This window comes from Brenneria salicis ATCC 15712 = DSM 30166 (assembly GCF_003315515.1).
GTDB classification, from domain to species: domain Bacteria; phylum Pseudomonadota; class Gammaproteobacteria; order Enterobacterales; family Enterobacteriaceae; genus Brenneria; species Brenneria salicis.
Map to the genome: position 1 here is coordinate 151,095 of NZ_QNRY01000001.1, position 23,069 is coordinate 174,163.

15 protein-coding genes are annotated in these 23,069 nt (G+C 51.9%); 11 read left to right on the plus strand and 4 right to left on the minus strand.

Annotated elements, in window-relative coordinates:
* Positions 1-53: 53 nt before the first annotated feature.
* Positions 54-1,382, minus strand: coding sequence for an isochorismate synthase MenF (gene menF / locus DES54_RS00770; protein WP_113864715.1), 1,329 nt, complete (start codon positions 1,380-1,382; stop codon positions 54-56).
* Between the two features lie 798 nt (positions 1,383-2,180).
* Between menF and DES54_RS00775 the strand changes: the two genes are divergently transcribed.
* Genes DES54_RS00775 through rcsB form a run of 3 tightly spaced genes read left to right on the plus strand, consistent with a single transcriptional unit; the run spans position 2,181 to position 6,694 of the window.
* Positions 2,181-3,359 (plus strand): MFS transporter, encoded by a 1,179-nt coding sequence (locus tag DES54_RS00775; RefSeq protein WP_113864716.1) that lies wholly within the window; start codon positions 2,181-2,183, stop codon positions 3,357-3,359.
* Positions 3,360-3,362: 3 nt separating this feature from the next.
* Positions 3,363-6,026 (plus strand): phosphotransferase RcsD, encoded by a 2,664-nt coding sequence (gene rcsD / locus DES54_RS00780; RefSeq protein WP_113864717.1) that lies wholly within the window; start codon positions 3,363-3,365, stop codon positions 6,024-6,026.
* An 8-nt stretch (positions 6,027-6,034) separates the two neighbouring features.
* Positions 6,035-6,694 carry a response regulator transcription factor RcsB gene (rcsB, locus tag DES54_RS00785; protein ID WP_113864718.1) on the plus strand — a complete coding sequence of 220 codons (660 nt, stop codon included), beginning with the start codon at positions 6,035-6,037 and terminating at the stop codon, positions 6,692-6,694.
* A gap of 99 nt (positions 6,695-6,793) precedes the next feature.
* Here the strand turns inward: rcsB and rcsC are convergent, their stop codons facing one another.
* Together rcsC and gyrA are read right to left on the minus strand one after the other, a co-directional pair.
* Positions 6,794-9,652: a two-component system sensor histidine kinase RcsC gene (gene rcsC, locus DES54_RS00790; protein ID WP_113864719.1), complete on the minus strand. Its 2,859-nt coding sequence runs from the start codon at positions 9,650-9,652 to the stop codon at positions 6,794-6,796.
* A 126-nt stretch (positions 9,653-9,778) separates the two neighbouring features.
* Entirely contained in the window at positions 9,779-12,418 is a 2,640-nt protein-coding gene (gene gyrA, locus DES54_RS00795) for a DNA topoisomerase (ATP-hydrolyzing) subunit A (protein WP_113864720.1), read from the minus strand.
* A gap of 222 nt (positions 12,419-12,640) precedes the next feature.
* Here gyrA and ubiG point away from each other — a divergent pair, with 222 nt between their 5' ends.
* The 7 genes from ubiG to DES54_RS00830 all read left to right on the plus strand — a co-directional run bounded on the left by ubiG (position 12,641) and on the right by DES54_RS00830 (position 19,737).
* The gene (gene ubiG, locus DES54_RS00800; RefSeq protein WP_113864858.1) at positions 12,641-13,360 is read left to right on the plus strand and encodes a bifunctional 2-polyprenyl-6-hydroxyphenol methylase/3-demethylubiquinol 3-O-methyltransferase UbiG; all 720 of its coding nucleotides are present in this window, start codon (positions 12,641-12,643) and stop codon (positions 13,358-13,360) included.
* A 464-nt stretch (positions 13,361-13,824) separates the two neighbouring features.
* On the plus strand, positions 13,825-16,110 hold the full coding sequence (nrdA, locus tag DES54_RS00805; protein WP_113864721.1) for a class 1a ribonucleoside-diphosphate reductase subunit alpha: 2,286 nt from the start codon (positions 13,825-13,827) through the stop codon (positions 16,108-16,110).
* A 125-nt stretch (positions 16,111-16,235) separates the two neighbouring features.
* Positions 16,236-17,366 carry a class Ia ribonucleoside-diphosphate reductase subunit beta gene (gene nrdB, locus DES54_RS00810; RefSeq protein WP_113864859.1) on the plus strand — a complete coding sequence of 377 codons (1,131 nt, stop codon included), beginning with the start codon at positions 16,236-16,238 and terminating at the stop codon, positions 17,364-17,366.
* Positions 17,367-17,368: 2 nt separating this feature from the next.
* On the plus strand, positions 17,369-17,629 hold the full coding sequence (gene yfaE, locus DES54_RS00815; RefSeq protein ID WP_113864722.1) for a class I ribonucleotide reductase maintenance protein YfaE: 261 nt from the start codon (positions 17,369-17,371) through the stop codon (positions 17,627-17,629).
* Between the two features lie 167 nt (positions 17,630-17,796).
* Positions 17,797-18,195, plus strand: a complete 399-nt coding sequence (locus DES54_RS00820) for a hypothetical protein (RefSeq protein ID WP_113864723.1) — start codon at positions 17,797-17,799, stop codon at positions 18,193-18,195.
* A 172-nt stretch (positions 18,196-18,367) separates the two neighbouring features.
* Positions 18,368-19,282 carry an SPFH domain-containing protein gene (locus DES54_RS00825; protein WP_113864724.1) on the plus strand — a complete coding sequence of 305 codons (915 nt, stop codon included), beginning with the start codon at positions 18,368-18,370 and terminating at the stop codon, positions 19,280-19,282.
* Positions 19,282-19,737, plus strand: coding sequence for an NfeD family protein (locus tag DES54_RS00830; RefSeq protein WP_113864725.1), 456 nt, complete (start codon positions 19,282-19,284; stop codon positions 19,735-19,737). The genes DES54_RS00825 and DES54_RS00830 overlap by 1 nt, the downstream gene beginning before the upstream one ends.
* 2 nt (positions 19,738-19,739) lie before the next feature.
* Here the strand turns inward: DES54_RS00830 and cueR are convergent, their stop codons facing one another.
* On the minus strand, positions 19,740-20,168 hold the full coding sequence (gene cueR, locus DES54_RS00835; protein ID WP_113864726.1) for a Cu(I)-responsive transcriptional regulator: 429 nt from the start codon (positions 20,166-20,168) through the stop codon (positions 19,740-19,742).
* A gap of 347 nt (positions 20,169-20,515) precedes the next feature.
* Here cueR and copA point away from each other — a divergent pair, with 347 nt between their 5' ends.
* A complete protein-coding gene (copA, locus tag DES54_RS00845; protein ID WP_113864727.1) occupies positions 20,516-23,041 on the plus strand; it encodes a copper-exporting P-type ATPase CopA in 2,526 nt (841 codons plus the stop codon).
* Positions 23,042-23,069: the final 28 nt, after the last annotated feature.

Consider the following 23,069-nt stretch of genomic DNA (forward strand, 5'->3'; position numbering starts at 1 on the left):
CAGCGCCAACTTTGACATAAACCCGTGCCGGGTACAACAAAAATAAAACAAAACTATAACATATCGCCGTCTAACAGCGATTTCAGGCCTGCGGTTTTGTTTTCCAACTCCTGCCATTCTTGCTCTGGATCAGATCCGGCCACAATTCCAGCCCCGGCATACAGAATCAACCTATTGTCATGGATGTGCGCCGAACGCAGCGCGACGCAAAACTCCGCCTGCCGACGGGACAAGTAACCGGCAGAACCCGCATACCAGCCGCGATCGAAGGGTTCATTCCCGATAATGAAGCGCCGGGCGATGTGCCTGGGCAAACCGGCGACGGCGGCGGTCGGCTGCAAATCGTCAAGGCAAACGCTATCTGAAGGCTGTCTCAGCGTGGCCTGGATCGTGCGGCGCAAATGTTGTACTTTGCGTAGCCGCACTACTTCCGGCGGCATGACATCCAGCGACAACGCCGACTGTCGCAAGCGCTGACAAATGTCGTCCACCACCAACATGTTCTCACACTGGTTTTTGCTGTCTTTCATCAGCCACTGCGCCAATGCCGCTGCTTTTTCATCACATTTGTCGCTGACGACCGTGCCGGCCAACGCTTCGGTTTCAAGCTGTGTGTCGTGACGACGATAAAGTCGCTCCGGGCTGGAACCGAGAAAAGCCTGTCGCGCATCGTGCGCCAGCATAAAATGAAAACAGTGATGATTTGCCGCACAACTGGCGGCCATAAAGGTGGTTGCCTGCAACGGCTGTTTCAGCGTTAAGGTGGTCTTTCTTGCCAACACCACCTTCTCCATTTCGCCAGCCGCGATATTGTGCAACGCCTGTTGCAACAGATTACGCCATTGCTGACGATCCGGTTGATGCTCGACATCGCTCGCCTGCGTCTGTAAAGGCGGCAATGGACGCATCGGCAGCAAGAACTTGATGAATGCCGCAGCTTTATCAGCATCCTGCCTGAGTGATGTCTCACTGAATAAATTCACTCGCAGGCTCAGCGTATTCTCCTGACGCAATAGCTCCACACGGGGCAGAAAAAGATAACCGGGAGATGTGCCGGTACGAGGGTCACGCGGCGACTGGTCAAAGGCATTCAATCCCCAGACGCGTACAGGGTGGTCGCCGCCATGCCGCACGAGAAAATCTTCCGCTTCCTGAATATGATGAAAACCACAAACCTGGCCACATACCGCGGCCTCTTCACTGTCCTGACGATGCCGCCAGTAGAACTGAGGATAGGCAGGCTGCGTAGCCAGCCATGACAATAGATCAGACGGTTCACTGAGGGTCAATGAATGTGTTATCTGTCTGAACCCCGCATGCTCAGCTTGTGGTTGGCGTAAATCCTGCTGCATATGACGCAACAGGTCGGAAAGTTGTTTCACCCTAACCCCGGTAACCAGCGTAAAGCACAGGATTATACGGCAAAAAAAAGCGTTTTGGGTGAGGGGTTATTGAGGAGAATGAGAAGTAATTGTGGAGAAAACCCTGAAGATATATATCCTTGAACTTAAGCGAAGCTAATAAATACTATTTCATAAATGATGTTCATCATCATTGAAAATAACGATGACAACTATCGATAAAATTAATTTTCGTTATATAAATGTATTAAAAACTCAATTAACAATGCCGGAAAACCTGTCCCGAGAATATAAACCATGAGGTAAAAAAAATAACAAAAAATTGATATCTATAAAAATATCAAACTGCATTTACAAGAGTTGACATTATTTATGTTCACAGCCACCCTCCTTATTTAGTCACCATTAGTGACTATCCCGTTCTGGATATAATATATCAATGAAGATGCGTAATCTGATCGCATGAAATGACAAAAAAATATTACCGCCTAACACTAAAATATTTTTTCATCATTATTACTCTGTTTTTTTTATCTTCCTCGCCGGTTCCTGTAACCGGCTTTTTTTATCGCCGAAAACCCGCCCCCTAAAAAAATAGTGCTGAAAATAATATGGCCTCTACGGGTTACCGCACAGGATTCAACATGCGGCGAGGCCCGCAATAATCGGCGGGTAGTGAGCATCTTTTACACAACTTATGTTAACTTATCTGATAATCCATCGCAGCAACGTCAATAAATCATGAATCCTTCGATTCAATAAGTTAATTATGGTAGAAAGAAACCCTTATTACGTCTATCCGAAAGTGTCGTCAGGGAAATGAGCACAGCGCTGAACTCCGCATCGTTATGTACCGAACAACAACCTGGCCGAAAAGCCCAGGCCGCCACCCGCATCAGTTTTTTCGTCGCAGGCTTTGCTATGGCTGCCTGGGCGCCGCTGGTTCTTTTTGTTAAACATCGTCTGGACATCAACGACGCCTCTTTAGGCATGCTGCTGCTCTCTCTGGGAATTGGCTCGCTGCTGGCGATGCCGTTTGCCGGATTGCTCACCAGCAAGCTTGGCTGCCGCACCATTATCCTAACCGCCAGCGCGTTGCTGAGTGTTATTCTGCCGATGCTGACGCAGGCCGACACCATCCCGCTGATGGCGGTGACGCTGCTCTTTTTCGGCGCGGCGATCGGGATGATTGACGTATCCATGAATATTCAGGCGGTCATTGTCGAGCGCGCAAGCGGTCGGGCCATGATGTCCGGTTTTCACGGTTTCTTCAGTGTCGGCGGGATTGCCGGCGCCGGCGGCGTCAGCGCCTTGCTATGGCTGGGACTGTCGCCGCTGATGGCGCTGCTGGTTATTGTCGCCTTGCTGCTGGTCTTGATGTCAGTGGCGCAATCACACTTGCTGCGCGCCGCCAATAACACCGAAGGCGGCCCGATGTTTGCGATCCCGCGTGGCTGGGTCATGTTTATCGGCGTGTTGTGCTTCATCATGTTTCTCGCCGAAGGGGCGATTCTGGACTGGAGCGCGCTGTTTTTAAGCGCCGAACGCCATCTGAGCAGCGCGCAGGCCGGGATCGGCTACGCCGCGTTTTCTGTGGCGATGACCATCGGCAGACTGAGCGGCGATCGGGTGGTCAACGCCCTCGGACGCTACGCTATCCTGGCGGGCGGGAGCCTTTGCGCCGCATTGGGTCTGCTGTTGACCATCAGTATCGACAATGCGCTGACATCGATTCTTGGTTTCGTCATGGTGGGGATTGGCGCATCCAACGTAGTGCCGATTCTGTTCAGCGCGGCGGGTAATCAGAAAATCATGCCGGCGAGTCTGGCTATCGCCTCCATTACAACGGTAGGTTATGCTGGTATTCTGGTTGGCCCGACGCTACTAGGGTTTATCGCCCAACTCAGCAGCGTGTCGCTCGCTTTCGGTTGCGTCGCGCTGCTGTTGCTGATCGTGTGCGCCAGCGCGCGAGCCATTACCCGTCATCAGGAGCATTGATCAATGCCGGCCATCATCATGCGTTATTTTGCCCTGCTCGCCTTACTGCTGTGCGTCGTAACCGGTACGTTTGTCTATAACTACCTCGGCAACTGGCTGGCGGAAAAGAAACTTGCCTTGACCGATCTGACGCAAGGTATGCAAAAACGCATTGATACCTATCGTTTTTTCACTTATCAGATTTATGGCGGTCTGAATAATGGGCCGTCCTCCGACGAAAATATTGTCAGCGCCATCAGCCTGATGCCTAACGTCTTTTACGTGGAAAAGAATGGTCAGAAAACGGACGCGCTGGTATTTGGTCAGCATGATATATCCACACTGAATGCCGTCCGCCGCATCTCCCGGACGCTGGATATTCTGTGGGGGGCGGAAACTAACGTCTACTCTATGTATTATCTGAATGGGATAGATAACAGCCTGACGATGATCTCAACCCAGACATTGAAGGATATCTCATCTCAATTCCGTGGCAGCTACATTACCGCCATCGCCGAGGCGCGCAGAATGGAAATGCTGCAACAGGCCAATGCGCTGGATGAGCGGGAAAGTTTCTCGCCGATCCGCAAGCTGCGTTTTTATAACGATTACTATTTCACGCTGCGCACCACGTTCAATCAGCCCGGTCATTTGGCCACCATTCTTGCTTTTGATTTACCAATCAACGATCTTATTCCATCCACCCTGCCGCGTGAAAGTCTTCAGTTGCGGCAGGATCTGCCTTCAACCACAAGTTTTGATACCAGCAGCAGCGAAGATATGTCAGTTACCCGGTTAAGCGGCGCGCTGCTTGAAATATCGTCGCCGCTGGTGAATGCGCCGGTGAAAATTGTTTTTCAAATCCCGATAAAAACGCTGCTTACCGATACCCTGCGCAGTAATATCTGGCTGCTATTACTCAATCTGGCTTTATTGATATTCGCCATTGCCGGTTGCTATCTTTTCCGCCAGAAATATGCGCTTCCGGGAGAAGATCTCTCCCACAAGCTGAACAAACAGCTGAATATATATCATGAGACTATCACCCGTATTCCGATGGGCGTCTTGATTTATGACTTCGGCAGCAACAAAGTGATTGTGCAAAATGAACTGGCAGAACATTTATTACCGCATCTGAGTCTGCAAAAAGTCGCTAATATGGCGGATGAACATCAGGGGGTGATTCAGGTAACGGTGAATAATGAGATGTTTGAAATTCGCCAGTTCCGTAGCCAATATTCCGCCGACTATTGCCTGTTCCTGCTGCGCGAGCAAGATAAAGAGATTCTGGTGAATAGAAAGCTCCAACTGGCCCAGCGCGAATATGAGAAAAATGTGCAGGCCAGAAAGCGTCTGTTTAAAAACCTGTTGCACGAATTCAAACAACCCTTGCTGTCAGTGGATAAAAATCTACAGACGATTCGCCACACCCATGACGAGGACGAGCGGCGGCAGTTGACTGAACAACTGGCGATAGACATCGCCTGCGCCATTGAACTGCTGGACAATATCGCCTTGCAGGAAAAGCTGGAAGTTCAAGAGTGGAAACGCGTTAATGAAAGCTTCTCTCCGCTGACGATGATAGACAACCTGTTATTAGCGTGGCTGCCACGAATTAATCAGAAAGGGCTGTACCTGTTTAATCACTATAAACTGGATATCAATCAAACCTATACCGGTGATGGCGAACTACTGAAAAAGGCGCTGTCATTGTTGCTGAATTATTCCATCACCAATACGGAGTACGGCAAAATTACCGTTTCGGTCACCACAGATCCAAACATACCGGAACAACTGATAGTGCAAATCAGTGATACCGGCGCAGGGATATCGGGCACTGAACAGGATAACCTTAACCACCCGTTCCTTAATCCGACCACCAGCGATCGCTTCGGACAAAATTCAGGATTAACCCTATTTCTGTGTAATCAACTGTGTCATAAACTTGGCGGCCAGTTGAATATTAATAGTAAACCGGGACTTGGCGCCCACCATATTCTGACGGTAAAAATGACGCCCGAAGCCCTTCCGGTTGAGGAAGAAAAACTGCTGGACGGCATTACGGTAATGCTGGATATCACCGCCGATGAAATACAGCATATTGTCAGTCACCTTCTGACGGGCTGGGGCGCCAATTATTTCATTGATGATGAACGGCAGATTAATGAGAAAATAGATATCTGTATCACTGACGATCCCGAAAGAGCCACTGATAATTCTATATTACTGAGTGGCGATGATCTGACGTTAATTTCTCTGGCCCCAAACCGGCTGCGGACAAATTACAATATCAGCCAGCTTTTGCTGGAAGCATTACTTAAATTGATTGAACAGCAACTGGAAGCCACAGCGGATACGGAGCCGACGGCGGATAAGCATGATACGGCGTTTTATGCTGCTCAATTGGCGTCAAGTGACTATTATTCGCTGTTTACTGAGACAGTTCCCGATGATTTAAAGAGGCTGTATACTGAAGCGGAAGATGACGATTTTATGTCACTTTCGCAAACGGCACATCGGCTGAAAGGCGTGTTTGCCATGTTGAACCTCTATCCCGGCAAACAGTTGTGTGAGCAGCTTGAACAGCATATTACCGCGTATGACAGTGTACAGATCCAAGATGACCTTCATGAAATTGAACGATTTGTCAGTGCATTACTACAGCAAGGTAGCCAACAATATGAGTAACCTAACCGATGAGTAATCTAAACGTAATTATTGCCGACGACCATCCTATTGTTCTTTTTGGCATCAGAAAGGCGCTTGAACAAATTGAGTGGGTCAACGTTGTGGGTGAATTTGAAGATTCAACCGCACTGATCAATAACCTGCCAAAACTGGACGCCAATGTTTTAATTACCGATTTGTCCATGCCTGGCGACAAATATGGCGATGGCATTACCTTAATCAAATACATTAAACGTCACTTCCCCCATCTTTCCATTATCGTTCTGACCATGAACAATAATCCGGCCATTTTAAGTGTGGTTCTGGATTTGGATATTGAAGGGATTGTGCTGAAACAGGGTGCGCCGACCGACTTACCCAAGGCATTGGCGGCACTAAAGAAAGGCAAAAAATTCACGCCGGAAAGCGTCTCCAGAGTACTGGAAAAAATCAGTTCCAGCGGCTACGGCGACAAACGTCTGTCGCCGAAAGAAAGCGAAGTGTTGCGCCTGTTCGCCGAAGGCTTCCTGGTAACTGAGATTGCCAAGAAACTCAACCGCAGCATCAAAACCATCAGCAGCCAAAAGAAATCGGCGATGACCAAACTGGGCGTCGATAACGATATCGCTCTGCTCAACTACCTCTCTTCCGTCAACGGTGGTCCCGCTTCGACTGAAAGGAGCGAGTAAAGCCGTCGGTGACCGATGCGACATCAGGCAACGGTCACCGTTGCCTGATGGTGATGGCTTGCTTTCCGCCCGCTGTTACAGGAAAGGCGGTAAAGTTTATCAGGTTGCGGAGTTTTCTCTGGATTGACGCACCTCTTCGCTGTAATAGGACAGCGTTTGTTGCAGGATATTCAGCGTGACGGGTTTGGATAAACAGTTGTCCATACCCGCCTGTAAACAGCGCTGCCGCTCTTCGGCCAGCGCGTTCGCCGTCACGCCAATCACCGGGAAGCGTCGTCCCTGCTCTCGCAAGCATTGGGTCAACCGGTAACCATCCATATTCGGCATATTGACATCTGTCAGCACAATGTCGGCATGATGTTTATTTAACACGCTCAACGCATCCACCCCGTCATTGGCCGTCATCGCCATATACCCGAGTGAACCAAGCTGATCCGCCAGCAATCGTCGGTTAATCGGATGATCATCGACCACCAGAATCATGATATCGCCATTTTCGGTACGGTTATAATTGGTCAATGGTGTGGAAAATGAGAACGAAGCGTCTTTCGTTTTCGGACGATATATTCTTTCAAGTAAATCCGGCAAATACTGCGGCATGGAGGTGCTATGCAACCAGTACCCAGGGCTGATTTTCTGCGCGGAGCCCATATGTGAACCACAGAGCTCGATCCGCGTAAATGCATCGAATAACGCAGGCACCGGGTAATCGCTGATAATCACATCGTGGCTACCGATGGTCTGGTGCTGATAACGGAAAACGTGCAAGCCATGTTCCTGCAAAAAGGCGAGCAGATAAGACTCCAGTCGGGTATTGCGCACCATCAGCCAGCAGGTTTTCCCTTGCAGATTGGTATTGATGGAAACCGGAACATAACGCGCTTTATAAAGCGGAATTCGGATACCAAACTGGCTGCCCAGCCCTGGCTCCGAGTCGATTGAGATATCTCCGTCCATCAGATTGACCAGTTTCTCACAAATCGCCAGTCCCAGACCGGTGCCTTGAAAGTGGCGCTGCACGCCGCTTCCGGCCTGAAAGAAGGGATCAAACAGTTTCGCCGCTTCACGAGACTGGATACCCACGCCGGTATCACGCACCAGAAATTCCAGATAACCGTCCCGGCAACCCACCTGAAAAATAATACATCCGGTATCGGTGAACTTGATGGCATTACTCAACAAGTTGGACAGCACCTGCTGCAAACGCACCGGATCGCCCGACAAGCTGACAGGAACATTCGGATCAATAAAACAGTAGAGCGTAAGGCGTTTTTTCACCACCAACGGCAAATAGTTGCTGGTGATGTGGCTGATCACTTCGTGCGGCGCAAACTCGCTGGGTTCGATTTTCAGTTGCTCTGACTCAATCTTGGAAAAATCGAGAATGTCGCTGATGATCTTCAGCAACAGCGCCGAAGAATTATTCATTGCCGCAACCAGACGACTCACGTCCTTGGGCAACGCTTTCGTCTGTAATAAATCCAGGTTACCGATGATGCCATAAAGAGGCGTGCGTAATTCATGGCTGACGGTCGCCAGAAACATCGATTTGGACTGGCTGGCCTGCTCCGCGGCATTGGCCATTTCCTGTAGCGACTCTTCCATTTTCACCCGTGCGCTTACGTCAAGCAGCACACAGATCGCCACATTCTCATTACGATAGCGGGAATGTACAAAGCTGATTTGCAAATGATGATTTCTGCTGGTCATTACATCGACAAATTTCGATTGCTGCTCGCAAATAATACGGGTAATTCGCAGCCGATCTTCATGCGTGAGCAAATGCAGATAATTATGCGCCAGTTCATTACTGAGAATATTCGTGCCATCGTTAATCCGCAGAATACAGATGCCGATCGGCGCGGAAGCGACGATTTTACGGTTGAACTGCTCATTTTCCTCTAGCTGGAACGCATTCACTTCGGCGGGCAACGACATTTTCCGTTCAAAGATCCATGCCAGCACAAACAGTAAGATGGCTGACAGCGTATTGAGCAACGCCATATTAATGATCAGCGTGCTGATATGGGACAACAATACCTTCAGAGGCAGCGAATAAATAATACTGAACGCCGTGGGCGGCAGGCTCTTTTTCAGGATGATTTCATCATACCCGTTCACATAGCCGAAATAGTTATGATCTATCGGGTTGGTGCTGGCGGAAGGAATATAACTGCCTTTACCCTCAGAAAACTGTAGAACAGGCTGATTATATTGGTTAATCAATTGTGCGCTGATCGGGAATTTACCAACTGAAACGAAATAATCCAGACGAATGGTCTGCTCAATTCCCATGATCACTTCAAGCTTATTCCCCACATAAATAGGCGTCAGCGCGTATAAATAACCCACATCGGCTACCTGTGCGGGCGTAATCCAGTAGACCGTTTCATCGCGTGCCGGCATCTGAATCGCATTCTTTTGTTCCTGAAAACGATTCTGGACATTTTTCAGCAGGTTATCGCGATCCAGCGACTGATTGCGAATACCAAAATCCACCATGCACTGTTGATCGCCGCCGACAAAAAATACCCGGTTAAGATCGTATACGGCTGAAAAATTTTCTCGCCAACCATTAAAGAAATCACTTAAGGATTCCAGCGGATGGTAAGTTCCCCCATTGTCGGTGAAGCAATCAGCGCCGGATGCCAGCGAATAAATGGACAGGCCGGAATCTTCCTTTATCGGACGCGCTGATTTTTCCGGCGTCCCCACCAGACGATTGGCGGCCAGATATTTTAGCTCACGAACGATATCAGCGGCATGACGAATATATCCCTGCGATTGATCGAAACTCAGATTATATTCCTGACGCAGTTCAGATTCTTTTTTGTTCAATGCATTACTGATATAAAACACGGATATCAGCGCGCCAAGGGCCCATAGCATAATTGCCAGCACCCGAAACAAATAACGGGAAACTTTTAATGTCGTATGGAACGAAGCGAGATATTTCAAGTGGATACCGTTGAATTGAGAAAAAAATTAACCAGCGTCATAACCCTGCCGATACACTACCGATCCCGCATAAAAAAAGCCAGCGCATCACACGCCGGCCCAAGCTATTATCGATAAAACGGAGACTTATTCGTCGTCTTCCACCACATCATCATCGGTGTCGATATCGTCGGCCACGTCTTCGTCTTCGGCGATTTCGCCTTCAACGTTGACCACGCCATCCAACTCTTCATCTTCCACCGGTTCGGCAACACGTTGCAGACCCACCACATGTTCGTCTTCCGCTGTGCGGATCAATGTCACACCTTGGGTGTTACGGCCCACGATACTGACTTCAGACACGCGCGTGCGAACCAGCGTACCGGCATCGGTGATCATCATGATCTGATCGGCGGCGTCAACCTGCACGGCGCCCACTACTTTACCGTTGCGCTCGCTGACTTTGATGGAGATAACCCCTTTCGTGGCGCGGGACTTGGTCGGATACTCATTGACGGCGGTACGTTTGCCAAAACCATTCTGCGTCACGGTCAGGATATCGTCTTCACCGCGAGGAATAATCAACGAGACGACGCGATCCTCGCCTTGCAGATTGATACCACGCACCCCGGTGGCCGTCCGTCCCATGGAGCGCACCGCTTGTTCAGAGAAGCGCACCACTTTACCTTCCGCCGAGAACAACATCACCTCGTCCTGGCCGTCGGTCAAATCGACGCCGATCAGTTCATCACCCTCATTAAGGTTGACGGCGATAATACCGGCGCTACGCGGACGACTGAACTCCGTGAGGGCGGTTTTCTTCACCGTACCGCTGGCGGTGGCCATAAACACATGGCGGCCTTCTTCGTATTCCCGCACCGGAAGAATGGCGGTGATACGTTCATCCGCTTCGAGCGGCAGCAGGTTGACGATCGGACGGCCACGGGAACCACGGCTGGCTTCCGGCAATTGGTACACCTTCATCCAGTACAGGCGGCCACGGCTGGAGAAGCACAGGATGGTATCGTGGGTATTGGCCACCAGCAGACGATCGATAAAATCTTCTTCCTTAATGCGCGCGGCGGACTTGCCGCGCCCGCCACGGCGCTGGGCTTCATAGTCAGTCAGCGGCTGATATTTCACATATCCCTGATGAGACAAGGTCACGACCACGTCTTCCTGGTTGATCAGGTCTTCGATATTGATATCGGCGGTATTCGCGGTGATCTCAGTACGACGCTCATCGCTGTATTGCGTTTTAATCACTTCCAGTTCTTCACGAATGACTTCCATCAAACGTTCCGGGCTGGTGAGGATATAAAGCAATTCGGCGATTTGCGTCAGCAGATCTTTGTACTCATCCAGCAGTTTTTCATGCTCAAGGCCGGTCAGTTTCTGCAAACGCAGATCCAGAATCGCCTGCGCCTGCTGCTCGGTCAGATAATAACGGCCATCGCGGATACCGAATTCCGGCTCCAGCCACTCAGGACGCGCGGCGTCATCACCCGCACGCTCCAGCATGGTCGCCACCGTACCCAGTTCCCAGGGTTGGGCAAGCAACCCGGTTTTCGCTTCCGCCGGTGACGGCGCACGGCGGATCAGTTCGATAATCGGATCGATATTCGCCAGCGCGATCGCCAGACCTTCCAGAATGTGGGCGCGATCACGGGCTTTGCGCAGTTCAAAAATGGTGCGGCGCGTCACCACTTCACGGCGGTGACGCACAAAGGCGGCCAGAATATCTTTCAGCGGCATGATCTTCGGCTGGCCCTGATGCAGCGCCACCATGTTGATGCCGAAAGAGGTCTGCAATTGCGTCTGGGAGTAGAGGTTATTCAGCACCACTTCACCCACCGCGTCGCGCTTGATCTCAATAACGATACGCATACCGTCTTTATCGGATTCATCGCGTAACGCGCTGATGCCGTCAATACGCTTATCTTTTACCAGTTCGGCAATCTTCTCAATCAGGCGCGCTTTGTTCACCTGATAGGGGATTTCATGCACGATAATGGTTTCGCGCCCGGTTTTAGCATCGGCTTCCACTTCAGCGCGCGCGCGAATGTAAATCTTGCCGCGTCCGGTGCGGTACGCTTCTTCAATGCCGCGTCGGCCATTGATGATGGCGGCGGTCGGGAAGTCCGGCCCTTTAATGTGTTCCATCAGACCTTCAAGGCTGATGTTTTCGTCGTCAATATAGGCCAGACAGCCGTCCACCACTTCGGTGAGGTTATGAGGCGGAATATTGGTCGCCATCCCGACCGCGATACCGGAAGATCCGTTAACCAGCAGGTTGGGAATACGGGTTGGCATGACGTCAGGGATCTGCTCCGTGCCATCATAGTTCGGCACATAATCAACCGTATCTTTTTCCAGATCGGCCAGCAGTTCATGGGCGATTTTCGACATGCGTATTTCGGTATAACGCATGGCCGCGGCGGAGTCGCCGTCAATCGAACCAAAATTGCCCTGCCCGTCAACCAGCATGTAACGCAGCGAAAACGGCTGCGCCATACGCACGATGGTTTCGTAAACGGCGGAGTCGCCGTGCGGGTGATATTTACCGATCACATCCCCGACGACGCGGGCTGATTTTTTATAAGGTTTGTTCCAGTCGTTCCCCAATACACTCATCGCGAACAGTACGCGACGGTGTACTGGTTTTAGTCCATCACGAACATCCGGCAACGCACGTCCGACAATAACGGACATGGCATAGTCCAGATACGAGCTTTTTAGCTCTTCTTCAATGTTGACCGGTGTGATTTCTCTGGCAAGGTCGCTCATGGAGCCGCTATCCCTCTATTTATGCATCTACCCGAGTTCAAAAGGTGAAAAAGTATATCACAAACCGCCGATTCGGGGGAAACTCCCCGCACGCAAGAAACCAGCGACGCGCGCTCAGGCATGCCATTACCCCATTGATGATCGCGACATCGAGCGCTACAACATCGTGAGCGGTATCTATATACTCGCGTGTAATCGAAGATAACAAAGGTCATGATTGACATGAACGCTGAAAATCAAACCCAAAACGTCGACCAGCAGGAAATCGCTAAATTCGAGGCGATTGCTTCCCGCTGGTGGGACCTGGAAGGCGAATTCAAACCGTTGCACCGTATCAATCCCTTGCGGCTGGGCTATATTGCTCAGCGCTCGGAAGGGTTGTTTGGCAAGAAAGTGCTGGATGTCGGTTGCGGCGGCGGCATTCTGGCCGAAAGTATGGCGCGTGAAGGCGCCGAGGTGACCGGCCTGGACATGGGCGCCGAACCCTTGCAGGTCGCACGTTTGCACGCGCTGGAAAGCGGTATGACGGTGAATTATATCCAGGAAACCGTGGAGTCTCATGCCCAGACGCATCAGGGCCAATACGATGTCGTCACTTGCATGGAAATGCTGGAACATGTGCCCGATCCGCAGTCGGTGGTTCAGGCTTGCGCCAGACTGGTCAAACCGGGCGGTCATGTTTTCTTCTCCACCATTAACCGCAATGCCAAAGCCTGGCTGATGGCGGTGATTGGCGCGGAATACATTCTAAAGATACTGCCGCGCGGCACGCACGACATCAAAAAATTCATCCGTCCGGCGGAACTCATCGCGTGGGTTGATTGCACCCCGCTACGTGAGAAACATATCACCGGACTGCATTACAACCCGCTGACGGATCACTTCAAGCTTGGCGGGAATGTAGATGTGAACTATATGCTGCACACCCGGCATGAGGTCTAACCCACCGCTATTCGCGAAAAGCGCTATTGCAACCCGATGATCCCTGCCTGCGCGGGGATAGTAAAATCAGGCGCGGGAACAGGAGAAATGCATACCTGACATTCAGATAATTCCGAGTTTATTTTCCCGCGTTATGATTTGATCAATAACATCATTTTCGGCGCGAACAATAAAACGGCAGTCGATTAATTATTTCGTTTTTTCTTCCTCACCGGTTGACAACACCAGAGGGCCAGAGCAAACAGGCAGTTAGCGATTCAATAACATTTCCTCCCTAAGTTATCCACAAATTCCCCTGCTTTTGTTCACTTGCAATAACCGTTCTTTCTCATTATCTTGTTGTCAAACCAAACCAACACCCCTACATATAGTGTTTGCTGGTAGCAAAAAGACACAACTGTGTCCGGCGCGCCATTTTTCGCATGCGCCAATAATGGGGTAAAAATCGATAGGTGTGACTTCTCATGAACCAGAGCTTGCTCGTTACTAAACGCGATGGCGCCAAAGAAAAAATCAATCTGGATAAAATCCATCGCGTCATCACCTGGGCCGCGGAAGGTTTGCACAATGTCTCTGTTTCTCAGGTCGAGTTACGTTCCCATATTCAATTTTATGACGGCATCAAAACCTCTGATATCCATGAAACCATCATCAAGGCGGCAGCCGATCTGATTTCTCGTGAAAGCCCGGATTACCAATATCTGGCGGCGCGTCTGGCCATCTTCCACCTGCGCAAAAAAGCCTATGGTCAGTTTGAGCCGCCTGCACTGTTCGATCACGTCGCCAAAATGGTCGATATGGGCAAATACGACAAGCATTTGCTGGCGGACTATAGTGCGGAAGAGTTCGCCGAAATGGATGCCTTCATCGATCACTGGCGTGATATGAACTTCTCTTATGCCGCGGTTAAACAGCTTGAAGGGAAATATCTGGTTCAGAACCGCGTGACCGGCGATATCTACGAAAGCGCCCAGTTCCTGTATATTCTGGTCGCCGCCTGCCTGTTCTCCGGCTATGCCAAAGAAACGCGTCTGGGTTACATCAGACGCTTCTACGACGCGATTTCCACGTTCAAGATTTCGCTGCCGACCCCTATCATGGCGGGCGTGCGCACCCCGACCCGACAATTCAGTTCCTGCGTACTGATCGAATGCGGCGATAGCCTGGATTCCATCAACGCCACTTCCAGCGCTATCGTGAAATACGTATCTCAGCGTGCGGGCATCGGCATCAACGCGGGCGGTATCCGGGCGCTCGGCAGCCCGATCCGCGGCGGGGAAGCGTTCCATACCGGTTGTATTCCGTTTTATAAACATTTCCAGACCGCCGTGAAGTCCTGTTCTCAGGGCGGCGTGCGCGGTGGTGCGGCAACGCTGTTCTATCCGCTGTGGCATCTGGAGGTGGAAAGCCTGCTGGTGCTGAAAAACAACCGTGGCGTTGAAGGTAACCGCGTTCGTCACCTCGACTACGGCGTACAGTTAAACAAATTGATGTATCAACGTCTGGTCAAAGGCGGAGACATCACGCTATTCAGTCCGTCCGACGTACCGGGTTTGTATGACGCTTTCTTTGCCGATCAGGATGAATTTGAACGTCTGTATGTGCAATACGAGCAGGATGACAGTATCCGCAAACAACGGATCAAAGCGGTCGAACTGTTCTCACTGATGATGCAAGAGCGCGCATCAACCGGTCGTATCTATATTCAGAACGTGGATCATTGCAATACGCATAGCCCGTTTGATGCGCAAATCGCGCCGGTTCGCCAGTCCAACCTGTGTCTGGAGATTGCGCTGCCGACCAAGCCGTTGAATGACGTCAATGACGAAAACGGTGAAATCGCCCTGTGTACGCTGTCCGCGTTCAACCTCGGCGCTATCGAAAGTCTGGACGATCTGGAAGAACTGGCGACGCTCGCCGTTCGCGCGCTTGATGCCTTGCTGGATTATCAGGACTATCCGATCCCGGCGGCCCAGCGTGGCGCAATGGGACGCCGCACGCTGGGTATCGGCGTGATTAACTTCGCTTATTATCTGGCGAAGAATGGCGTGCGTTATTCCGACGGCAGCGCGAACAACCTGACTCATCGCACCTTTGAAGCTATTCAATACTATCTGTTGAAAGCCTCCAACGTGCTGGCCCGCGAACAAGGCGCCTGCCCGTGGTTTAATGAAACCACCTACTCTCACGGCATTCTGCCGATCGACACCTACAAGCGCGATCTTGACGCGATTTGTAATGAACCGCTGCATTATGACTGGGAAACGCTGCGTAAAGACATTCAGGAATTCGGTCTGCGCAACTCGACGCTGTCGGCATTGATGCCGTCCGAAACGTCTTCGCAAATTTCCAACGCCACCAACGGCATCGAACCGCCGCGCGGCCACATCAGCGTCAAGGCGTCAAAAGACGGTATCCTGCGTCAGGTGGTGCCGGAGTATGAAAGGCTGAAAGACGCTTACGAATTGCTGTGGGAAATGCCAAATAACGATGGTTATTTGCAACTGGTCGGCGTGATGCAGAAATTTGTCGATCAGGCTATTTCGTCCAATACCAACTATGATCCGTCACGCTTCCCGTCAGGAAAAGTGCCGATGAAACAGTTGCTGAAAGATTTGCTGACCGCGTATAAGTTCGGCGTAAAAACGCTCTACTACCAGAACACCCGTGATGGGGCGGAAGACGCGCAGGACGACCTGCTCGCCGAACCGCAGGATGACGGCTGCGAAGGCGGCGCGTGTAAGATTTAAGCTTTTAATGAAGGGTGCGCCGCAGCTTTCATACTTTTATGGCGGGCATGGCGGGTAATCCCTACCCGCCCTTACGCGCCGCAAGCGGCGTTAAAAAATGCTCCGGGCATTTTTTTGGAGATACCATGGCCTATACCACATTTTCACAGAATAAAAACGACCAGTTGCTTGAACCGATGTTCTTCGGTCAGTCGGTTAACGTCGCCCGTTACGATCAGCAGAAATATGAAATTTTCGAAAAGCTGATTGAAAAACAACTCTCCTTCTTCTGGCGCCCGGAAGAAGTTGACGTTTCCCGCGATCGTATTGACTACCAGGCGTTGCCGGAACATGAAAAACACATTTTTATCAGTAACCTGAAATATCAGACGTTGCTGGATTCCATTCAGGGCCGCAGCCCGAACGTCGCCCTGCTGCCGCTGATTTCCATTCCTGAACTGGAAACCTGGGTGGAAACCTGGGCGTTCTCCGAAACCATCCACTCACGTTCCTACACCCACATTATCCGCAACATCGTTAACGATCCGTCACTGGTGTTTGACGATATCGTGACCAATGAAGAAATTCTTAAACGCGCCAAAGATATTTCCTCCTACTATGATTCGCTCATCGAAATGACCAGCTATTATCATCTGCTGGGCGAGGGCACGCATCAGGTGAACGGCAAAACGATTACCGTTGATCTGTATGCGTTGAAAAAGAAGCTGTACCTGTGCCTGATGAGCGTTAACGCCCTCGAAGCGATCCGTTTCTATGTCAGCTTTGCCTGTTCATTCGCTTTTGCCGAACGTGAATTGATGGAAGGCAACGCGAAAATCATCAAACTGATTGCCCGCGATGAAGCACTGCACCTGACCGGCACCCAGCATATGCTCAACCTGATGCGCGCGGGACACGATGACCCGGATATGGCGAAAATCGCCGAAGAGTGCCAGCAGGAGTGCTATGATCTGTTCGTGCTCGCCGCACAACAGGAAAAAGAGTGGGCGGAATATCTGTTCCGTGATGGCTCCATGATCGGCCTTAACAAAGATATTCTGTGCCAATATGTGGAATACATCACCAACATCCGCATGCAGGCCGTTGGTCTGGCGCTGCCGTTTGAAATACGCACCAACCCGATCCCGTGGATTAACGCCTGGCTGGTTTCCGATAACGTTCAGGTCGCGCCGCAGGAAGTCGAGGTCAGTTCTTACCTGGTTGGTCAGATTGATTCTGAAATGAATGCCGACGATCTGAGTGACTTCCAGCTTTAACCATGAATAACGCCACTATCACACTGCGCCCGTCAGGTACGCAGCTTGCCTGCCCCGATAAAGGACGTTCATTGCTGGATGTACTGGAGTCGCATCAGGTGAGCGTTGAGTACCAGTGCCGTTCCGGTTATTGCGGCTCCTGCCGTTTGCGTCTGCTCAAAGGCCGCGTGGCTTATCGCCAGACGCCGCTGGCCTGTATTCGGCAAGACGAAATTCTGCCCTGTTGCTGTATGCCGTTGAGCGATATCGAACTGGATATGTAACCCCGGCGCCTGCCCCCGGCGCGCCTTCTCCCATCCGCTTAGATAAATCCTGCTTTTGTCGTGAACTACTGACTGTTTTTTGCCACTCACTAACACTTGTTACATTTCTGCCTGAATGTCATTCGCATCAGGCGTTTTTCAGTTACCGATCAAAAGGATGATATACAATGAAAATTCCACATATTAGTATAAACTCCCTGACCTCCTCCCACGCTTCCGCAAGCGCCTCATCTTCCTCAAAGACCAAAGCCCAAGGCACTATCGATAAAATCAACAATAACCTGGATACATTACGCGAGTTACAGCACTCACTATCGCTGCTGACCACCAAACGTGCAGCCAACTCCGCCGATCCGCTTATTCAGAAATTCGCCACCGATGCCATCGAGCTCAACAATCAAACGTTTAAGGCAACCGAAAATGCCGATGCCATCCTCAAGCAGTTGAAAAAAGGCAAACTGAATCATGAACACGCGGGTCCACACCATAATCTGCTGGCCGCAACGGATACCCTGATTGCAAACTGGGAATCATTAAAAGAGGGTTATGATGGTTACAGAAGGTGATGACAGAAAAAGTGAGTTATTGAACCAATACCTATAAAGCAACGGTGGTTTGACAACCGGCAGCAATCTTATAACTTTCTGCTTGAACGCATAATATCAGGTAAAAATACTCTCTATAGCGTGCTTAATCCCTTAAACTAAAGCATGCCAAAGATCAAAAAGGAAAGTAAGCATGCTGACATTTATTCCCGTTGTTATCTTCGTGGCGCTGATTATCGTCTGGTCCGGCGTCAAGATCGTACCGCAGGGCTATCAATGGACCGTCGAGAGCTTTGGCCGTTATACCAAAACGCTGATGCCCGGACTTAATCTGGTGATCCCTTTCATGGATCGTATTGGCCGGAAAATAAATATGATGGAACAGGTATTGGATATCCCGTCCCAGGAGGTGATTTCACGCGATAACGCCAATGTCGCCATTGATGCGGTGTGTTTTATTCAGGTTATCGATCCTGCGCGCGCCGCGTATGAAGTCAGCAATCTGGAACAGGCCATCGTCAACCTGACCATGACCAATTTTCGAACCGTGCTGGGTTCGATGGAACTCGACGAGATGCTTTCTCAGCGTGACAGCATCAACAGCCGCTTGCTGCATATCGTCGATGAAGCCACCAATCCGTGGGGCGTTAAAATCACCCGCATTGAAATCCGCGATGTACGTCCGCCTGCCGAACTGATTGCGGCGATGAATGCCCAGATGAAAGCGGAGCGTAACAAGCGCGCCGAGATCCTTGAAGCCGAGGGCGTGCGTCAGGACGCCATTTTGCGGGCCGAAGGAGAAAAACAGTCGCAGATCCTGAAAGCGGAAGGCGAACGACAGTCCGCCTTTTTAGAGGCGGAAGCGCGTGAGCGCGCTGCGGAAGCGGAAGCGCAGGCCACAAAAATGGTATCAGAAGCGATTGCCGCCGGTAATATTCAAGCGATTAACTATTTTGTCGCTCAGAAATATACCGATGCCCTGCAACAGATTGGTTCATCCAACAACAGTAAGGTCATCATGATGCCGCTGGAAGCCAGTAATCTGATGGGGGCTATCGGCGGTATCACCGAATTGCTCAAAGACAGCAAAGAGAGCCGGGGCCAATAATGGAAATCGAACTGGTGATGGAAAATGCGCACTGGTTCTGGCTGTCTCTCGGCGGTCTGTTACTGGCTGCCGAAATGTTGGGAGCCAGCGGCTATCTGCTGTGGAGCGGCGTCTCGGCGATACTGGTCGGACTGTTGGTGTGGGCCATGCCGTTTTCGTGGCCGTGGCAAGGCATCGCCTTTGCCGTGCTGACGATCATCACCGCCCTGCTCTGGTGGTACTGGTTGCGCAAGAGAACGCTTGCGCAACCACAGAACGCGCTAAATCAACGTGGACAACAACTAATTGGTTTGCGCGCGACGTTGAGCGAGCCCATCGTGGATGGTTTAGGGCGGGCCAGAATCGGCGATAGCACCTGGCGAGTCGCGTCACAACAGGATCTGGTTGCCGGGACGCATATTGAAGTGATTGCCGTTGAAGGCATCACGCTTTACGTGCGCGAAGTGAAACCTTAATCTCAGGCGGTATCATCGGCGGGACGCGTTGCCTCTGTGTGGCAACATCCCGCCAGATTGTTAATGATTGGGCAATCGGCGCCGCTATCGCCCGGACACTGCTCCGCTAATGCCAGTAAATGCAGGCGCATCGCCTTCAACTCTTCAATATGCGCTTCTATTTCCCGCACCTTGTTCATCGTGCGCGCTTTCACATCCGCACTATGGCGCTGCGGATCGTTAAACAGCGCCACCAGTTCACGACACTCATCAAGATTGAATCCTACTTGCCGCGCCTGACGCAGTAACGTCAACTCTTCGATATGATGGGCGTTATAGCTACGATAGCCATTTTCAGAACGTAGCGGCGCCGTCATTAATGATTTCTCTTCATAGAAGCGAATCGTCTTACTGGTAAGACCGGTTTTTTTAGCCACATCGCTAATATTCATCATCTCCCCCCTTGGTGGAAGAACGTAAGTCCGCCTCTATCAGAATGCCCCAGGGCGCACGGCAATGCGATCATGCTCCCGCCCTTGATGATGAATTGAGTGGCGAAAGTGTGATGCAAAGCACAGAGTATCATTGTGTGAACGCTGATTTTAACGTTTCCTGTTGCCAGAAAAATAAAACCTTGACCCTCCCCTTGATGGAAGGTTTAACCTGTTCAATGTGTCACAGAAACCCAACAACAGGTCAAGGCCGCCTATTGTTTACAACTTGCTCTTTTCTGCATCCGATAAGAAGACAAGCTGAATCCTGGCATTAACCTCGGCTGAACTCACAGGAGAAAACGATTATGTCGCACACCACCGTATTGTCATTGCAGGGACTCACCTGCGGACATTGCGTACAACGCGTAAAAACAACGCTGGAGGCGCTGCCCGCTGTCGAACAGGCCGAGGTCACGCTCGACAGCGCCACCGTCACCGGCGAGGCGGACGTTCAGGCGCTCATTAGCAGCATTGAGCAGGCCGGTTATCAGGCAAGCGTAGCGGAGTCCGCTCACCCAAAAACTGAGCCGCTGGCACAGGTAGCGATCACGCCGGAAGCGCTGCCAGCGGCCCAGTCCCCTCTTCCGGCAAACCCCACCACGGATAACCAGAATGACGACACGGTGCAACTGCTGCTTCAAGGCATGAGTTGCGCCAGTTGCGTTAATCGCGTTCAAAATGCGTTGCAACGCGTTGCAGGCGTCACGCAGGCGCGCGTCAATCTGGCGGAACGCAGCGCGCTGGTCAGCGGACACGCCGCGCATGCTGCTTTGATTACGGCGGTGGAACAGGCGGGCTACGGCGCGGAGATCATTCAGGATGAAGATAAACGGCGGGCGCGTCAGCAAGCAACGGCGCAGCAAACTATCCGCCGCTTTCAATGGCAGGCCGCGTTAGGGCTATTGTTAGGTGTACCGCTGATGCTCTGGGGCCTGCTCGGCGGCAGCATGACCTTGACGCCGGAAAGCCGCACGCCGTGGCTGGTGATTGGTCTGCTGACGCTGGCGGTGATGATTTTCGCGGGCGGACATTTTTATCGCAATGCCTGGCGCAGCCTGAAAAATGGCGGCGCGACAATGGATACGTTGGTGGCGCTCGGCACCGGCGCGGCCTGGCTCTATTCCATTACCGTCAATCTGTGGCCGGATATGTTTCCTATGGCGGCACGGCATCTTTACTATGAAGCCAGCGCCATGATTATCGGTCTGATTAATCTCGGTCATGCGCTGGAACAGCGCGCCCGGCTGCGCTCTTCACACGCGCTGGAAAGGCTGCTGGATCTCACCCCGCCCACCGCCCGTGTGGTGACGCCGGACGGCGAAAAAACCCTGCCGCTGACCGACGTGCAAACCGGCATGACGTTGCGGCTGACCACCGGCGATCGCATCCCTGTTGACGGCGAAATTCTGCAAGGAGAATTGTGGGTCGATGAAGCCATGTTGACCGGCGAACCCCTGCCCCGGCAAAAAGCGCCAGGCGATGCGGTGCACGCTGGTACGCTGGTACAGGATGGCAGCGCATTATTCCGGGCGGAGGCTATCGGCAACCAAACCACGCTGTCGCGCATTATCCGCCTGGTCAGACAGGCACAGAGCAGCAAACCCGCGATCGGCCAACTGGCGGATCGTATTTCCGCCGTGTTTGTTCCCGTAGTCGTTTTGATTGCCATCATCAGCGGCACAATCTGGTATTTCGTCGGCCCGGCGCCGCAAATCGTCTACACATTGGTCATCGCCACCACAGTGCTGATCATTGCCTGCCCATGCGCGCTGGGGCTGGCCACACCGATGTCGATCATTTCCGGCGTCGGGCGCGCCGCCGAACTGGGCGTACTGGTGCGGGATGCCGATGCGCTGCAACAGGCCAGCAAACTGGACGTTCTGGTATTCGATAAAACCGGCACGCTCACGGAAGGTCAGCCACGCGTCGTCGATATCCACACGTTTGGCGCGATAAGCGAACAACAGGCGCTAATCTGGGCGGCATCGCTGGAACAAAGATCTCATCATCCGTTGGCTAAAGCGCTGGTCGAACGGGCCGAAGGGTTGACATTAGCCAGCGTTGAGCAATTCCGCACCTTGAGAGGACTGGGCGTCAGCGGAGCAATCGCACAGGTTCCGCTGTTGCTCGGCAATCCGGCGCTGCTGGAACAACGCCAGATTGATACAGAAACCGGAGAGGCCCTGATTAATGCGCAGGCGCGGCGCGGTATTACGCCCGTGCTGCTGGCGGCGGACGGTCATATTGTCGCGTTGTTTTCCATTCAGGACCCCATGCGTCAGGATAGCGTTACCGCATTGCGACGTCTGCATCGGCAAGGTTACCAGTTGGTGATGCTGACGGGCGATAACCCGTTGACGGCAAACGCCATCGCCGAAGAAGCGGGGATCGATCAGGTGATCGCCGGCGTGCTGCCGGACGGTAAAGCCGACGCCATCAAACATCTGCAAGCACAGGGAAAGCGCGTTGCCATGATTGGCGACGGCATTAATGACGCACCGGCGCTGGCACAGGCCGACGTAGGGATCGCGATGGGCGGCGGCAGCGATATCGCGATCGAAACCGCGGCTATTACGTTGATGCGTCACAGCCTGCACGGTGTGGCCGATGCGCTGGCGCTTTCCCGCGCCACGCTGAGCAACATGAAACAGAACCTGCTTGGGGCTTTCATGTATAACACGCTGGGTATTCCGATCGCGGCAGGCGTGCTCTATCCCCTCACTGGTACGCTATTAAGCCCGGTGATTGCTGGCGCGGCGATGGCATTGTCCTCGATTACCGTCGTCAGTAACGCCAACCGGTTGCTGCGCTTCAAACCCAAAGACCGGTAGATGAATCGCTTGTATTGTCTGCCGTCTG

What these genes read in the sequence shown, in the direction of transcription:
- nrdA (WP_113864721.1), top strand. Translation starts at nt 13,825, where the DNA reads ATGAACCAGAGCTTGCTCGTTACTAAACGCGATGGCGCCAAAGAAAAA.
- DES54_RS00830 (WP_113864725.1), top strand. Translation starts at nt 19,282, where the DNA reads ATGGAAATCGAACTGGTGATGGAAAATGCGCACTGGTTCTGGCTGTCT.
- yfaE (WP_113864722.1), top strand. Translation starts at nt 17,369, where the DNA reads ATGAATAACGCCACTATCACACTGCGCCCGTCAGGTACGCAGCTTGCC.
- rcsD (WP_113864717.1), top strand. Translation starts at nt 3,363, where the DNA reads ATGCCGGCCATCATCATGCGTTATTTTGCCCTGCTCGCCTTACTGCTG.
- rcsB (WP_113864718.1), top strand. Translation starts at nt 6,035, where the DNA reads ATGAGTAATCTAAACGTAATTATTGCCGACGACCATCCTATTGTTCTT.
- nrdB (WP_113864859.1), top strand. Translation starts at nt 16,236, where the DNA reads ATGGCCTATACCACATTTTCACAGAATAAAAACGACCAGTTGCTTGAA.
- ubiG (WP_113864858.1), top strand. Translation starts at nt 12,641, where the DNA reads ATGAACGCTGAAAATCAAACCCAAAACGTCGACCAGCAGGAAATCGCT.
- gyrA (WP_113864720.1), bottom strand. Translation starts at nt 12,418, where the DNA reads ATGAGCGACCTTGCCAGAGAAATCACACCGGTCAACATTGAAGAAGAG.
- DES54_RS00820 (WP_113864723.1), top strand. Translation starts at nt 17,797, where the DNA reads ATGAAAATTCCACATATTAGTATAAACTCCCTGACCTCCTCCCACGCT.
- DES54_RS00775 (WP_113864716.1), top strand. Translation starts at nt 2,181, where the DNA reads ATGAGCACAGCGCTGAACTCCGCATCGTTATGTACCGAACAACAACCT.
- cueR (WP_113864726.1), bottom strand. Translation starts at nt 20,168, where the DNA reads ATGAATATTAGCGATGTGGCTAAAAAAACCGGTCTTACCAGTAAGACG.
- copA (WP_113864727.1), top strand. Translation starts at nt 20,516, where the DNA reads ATGTCGCACACCACCGTATTGTCATTGCAGGGACTCACCTGCGGACAT.
- DES54_RS00825 (WP_113864724.1), top strand. Translation starts at nt 18,368, where the DNA reads ATGCTGACATTTATTCCCGTTGTTATCTTCGTGGCGCTGATTATCGTC.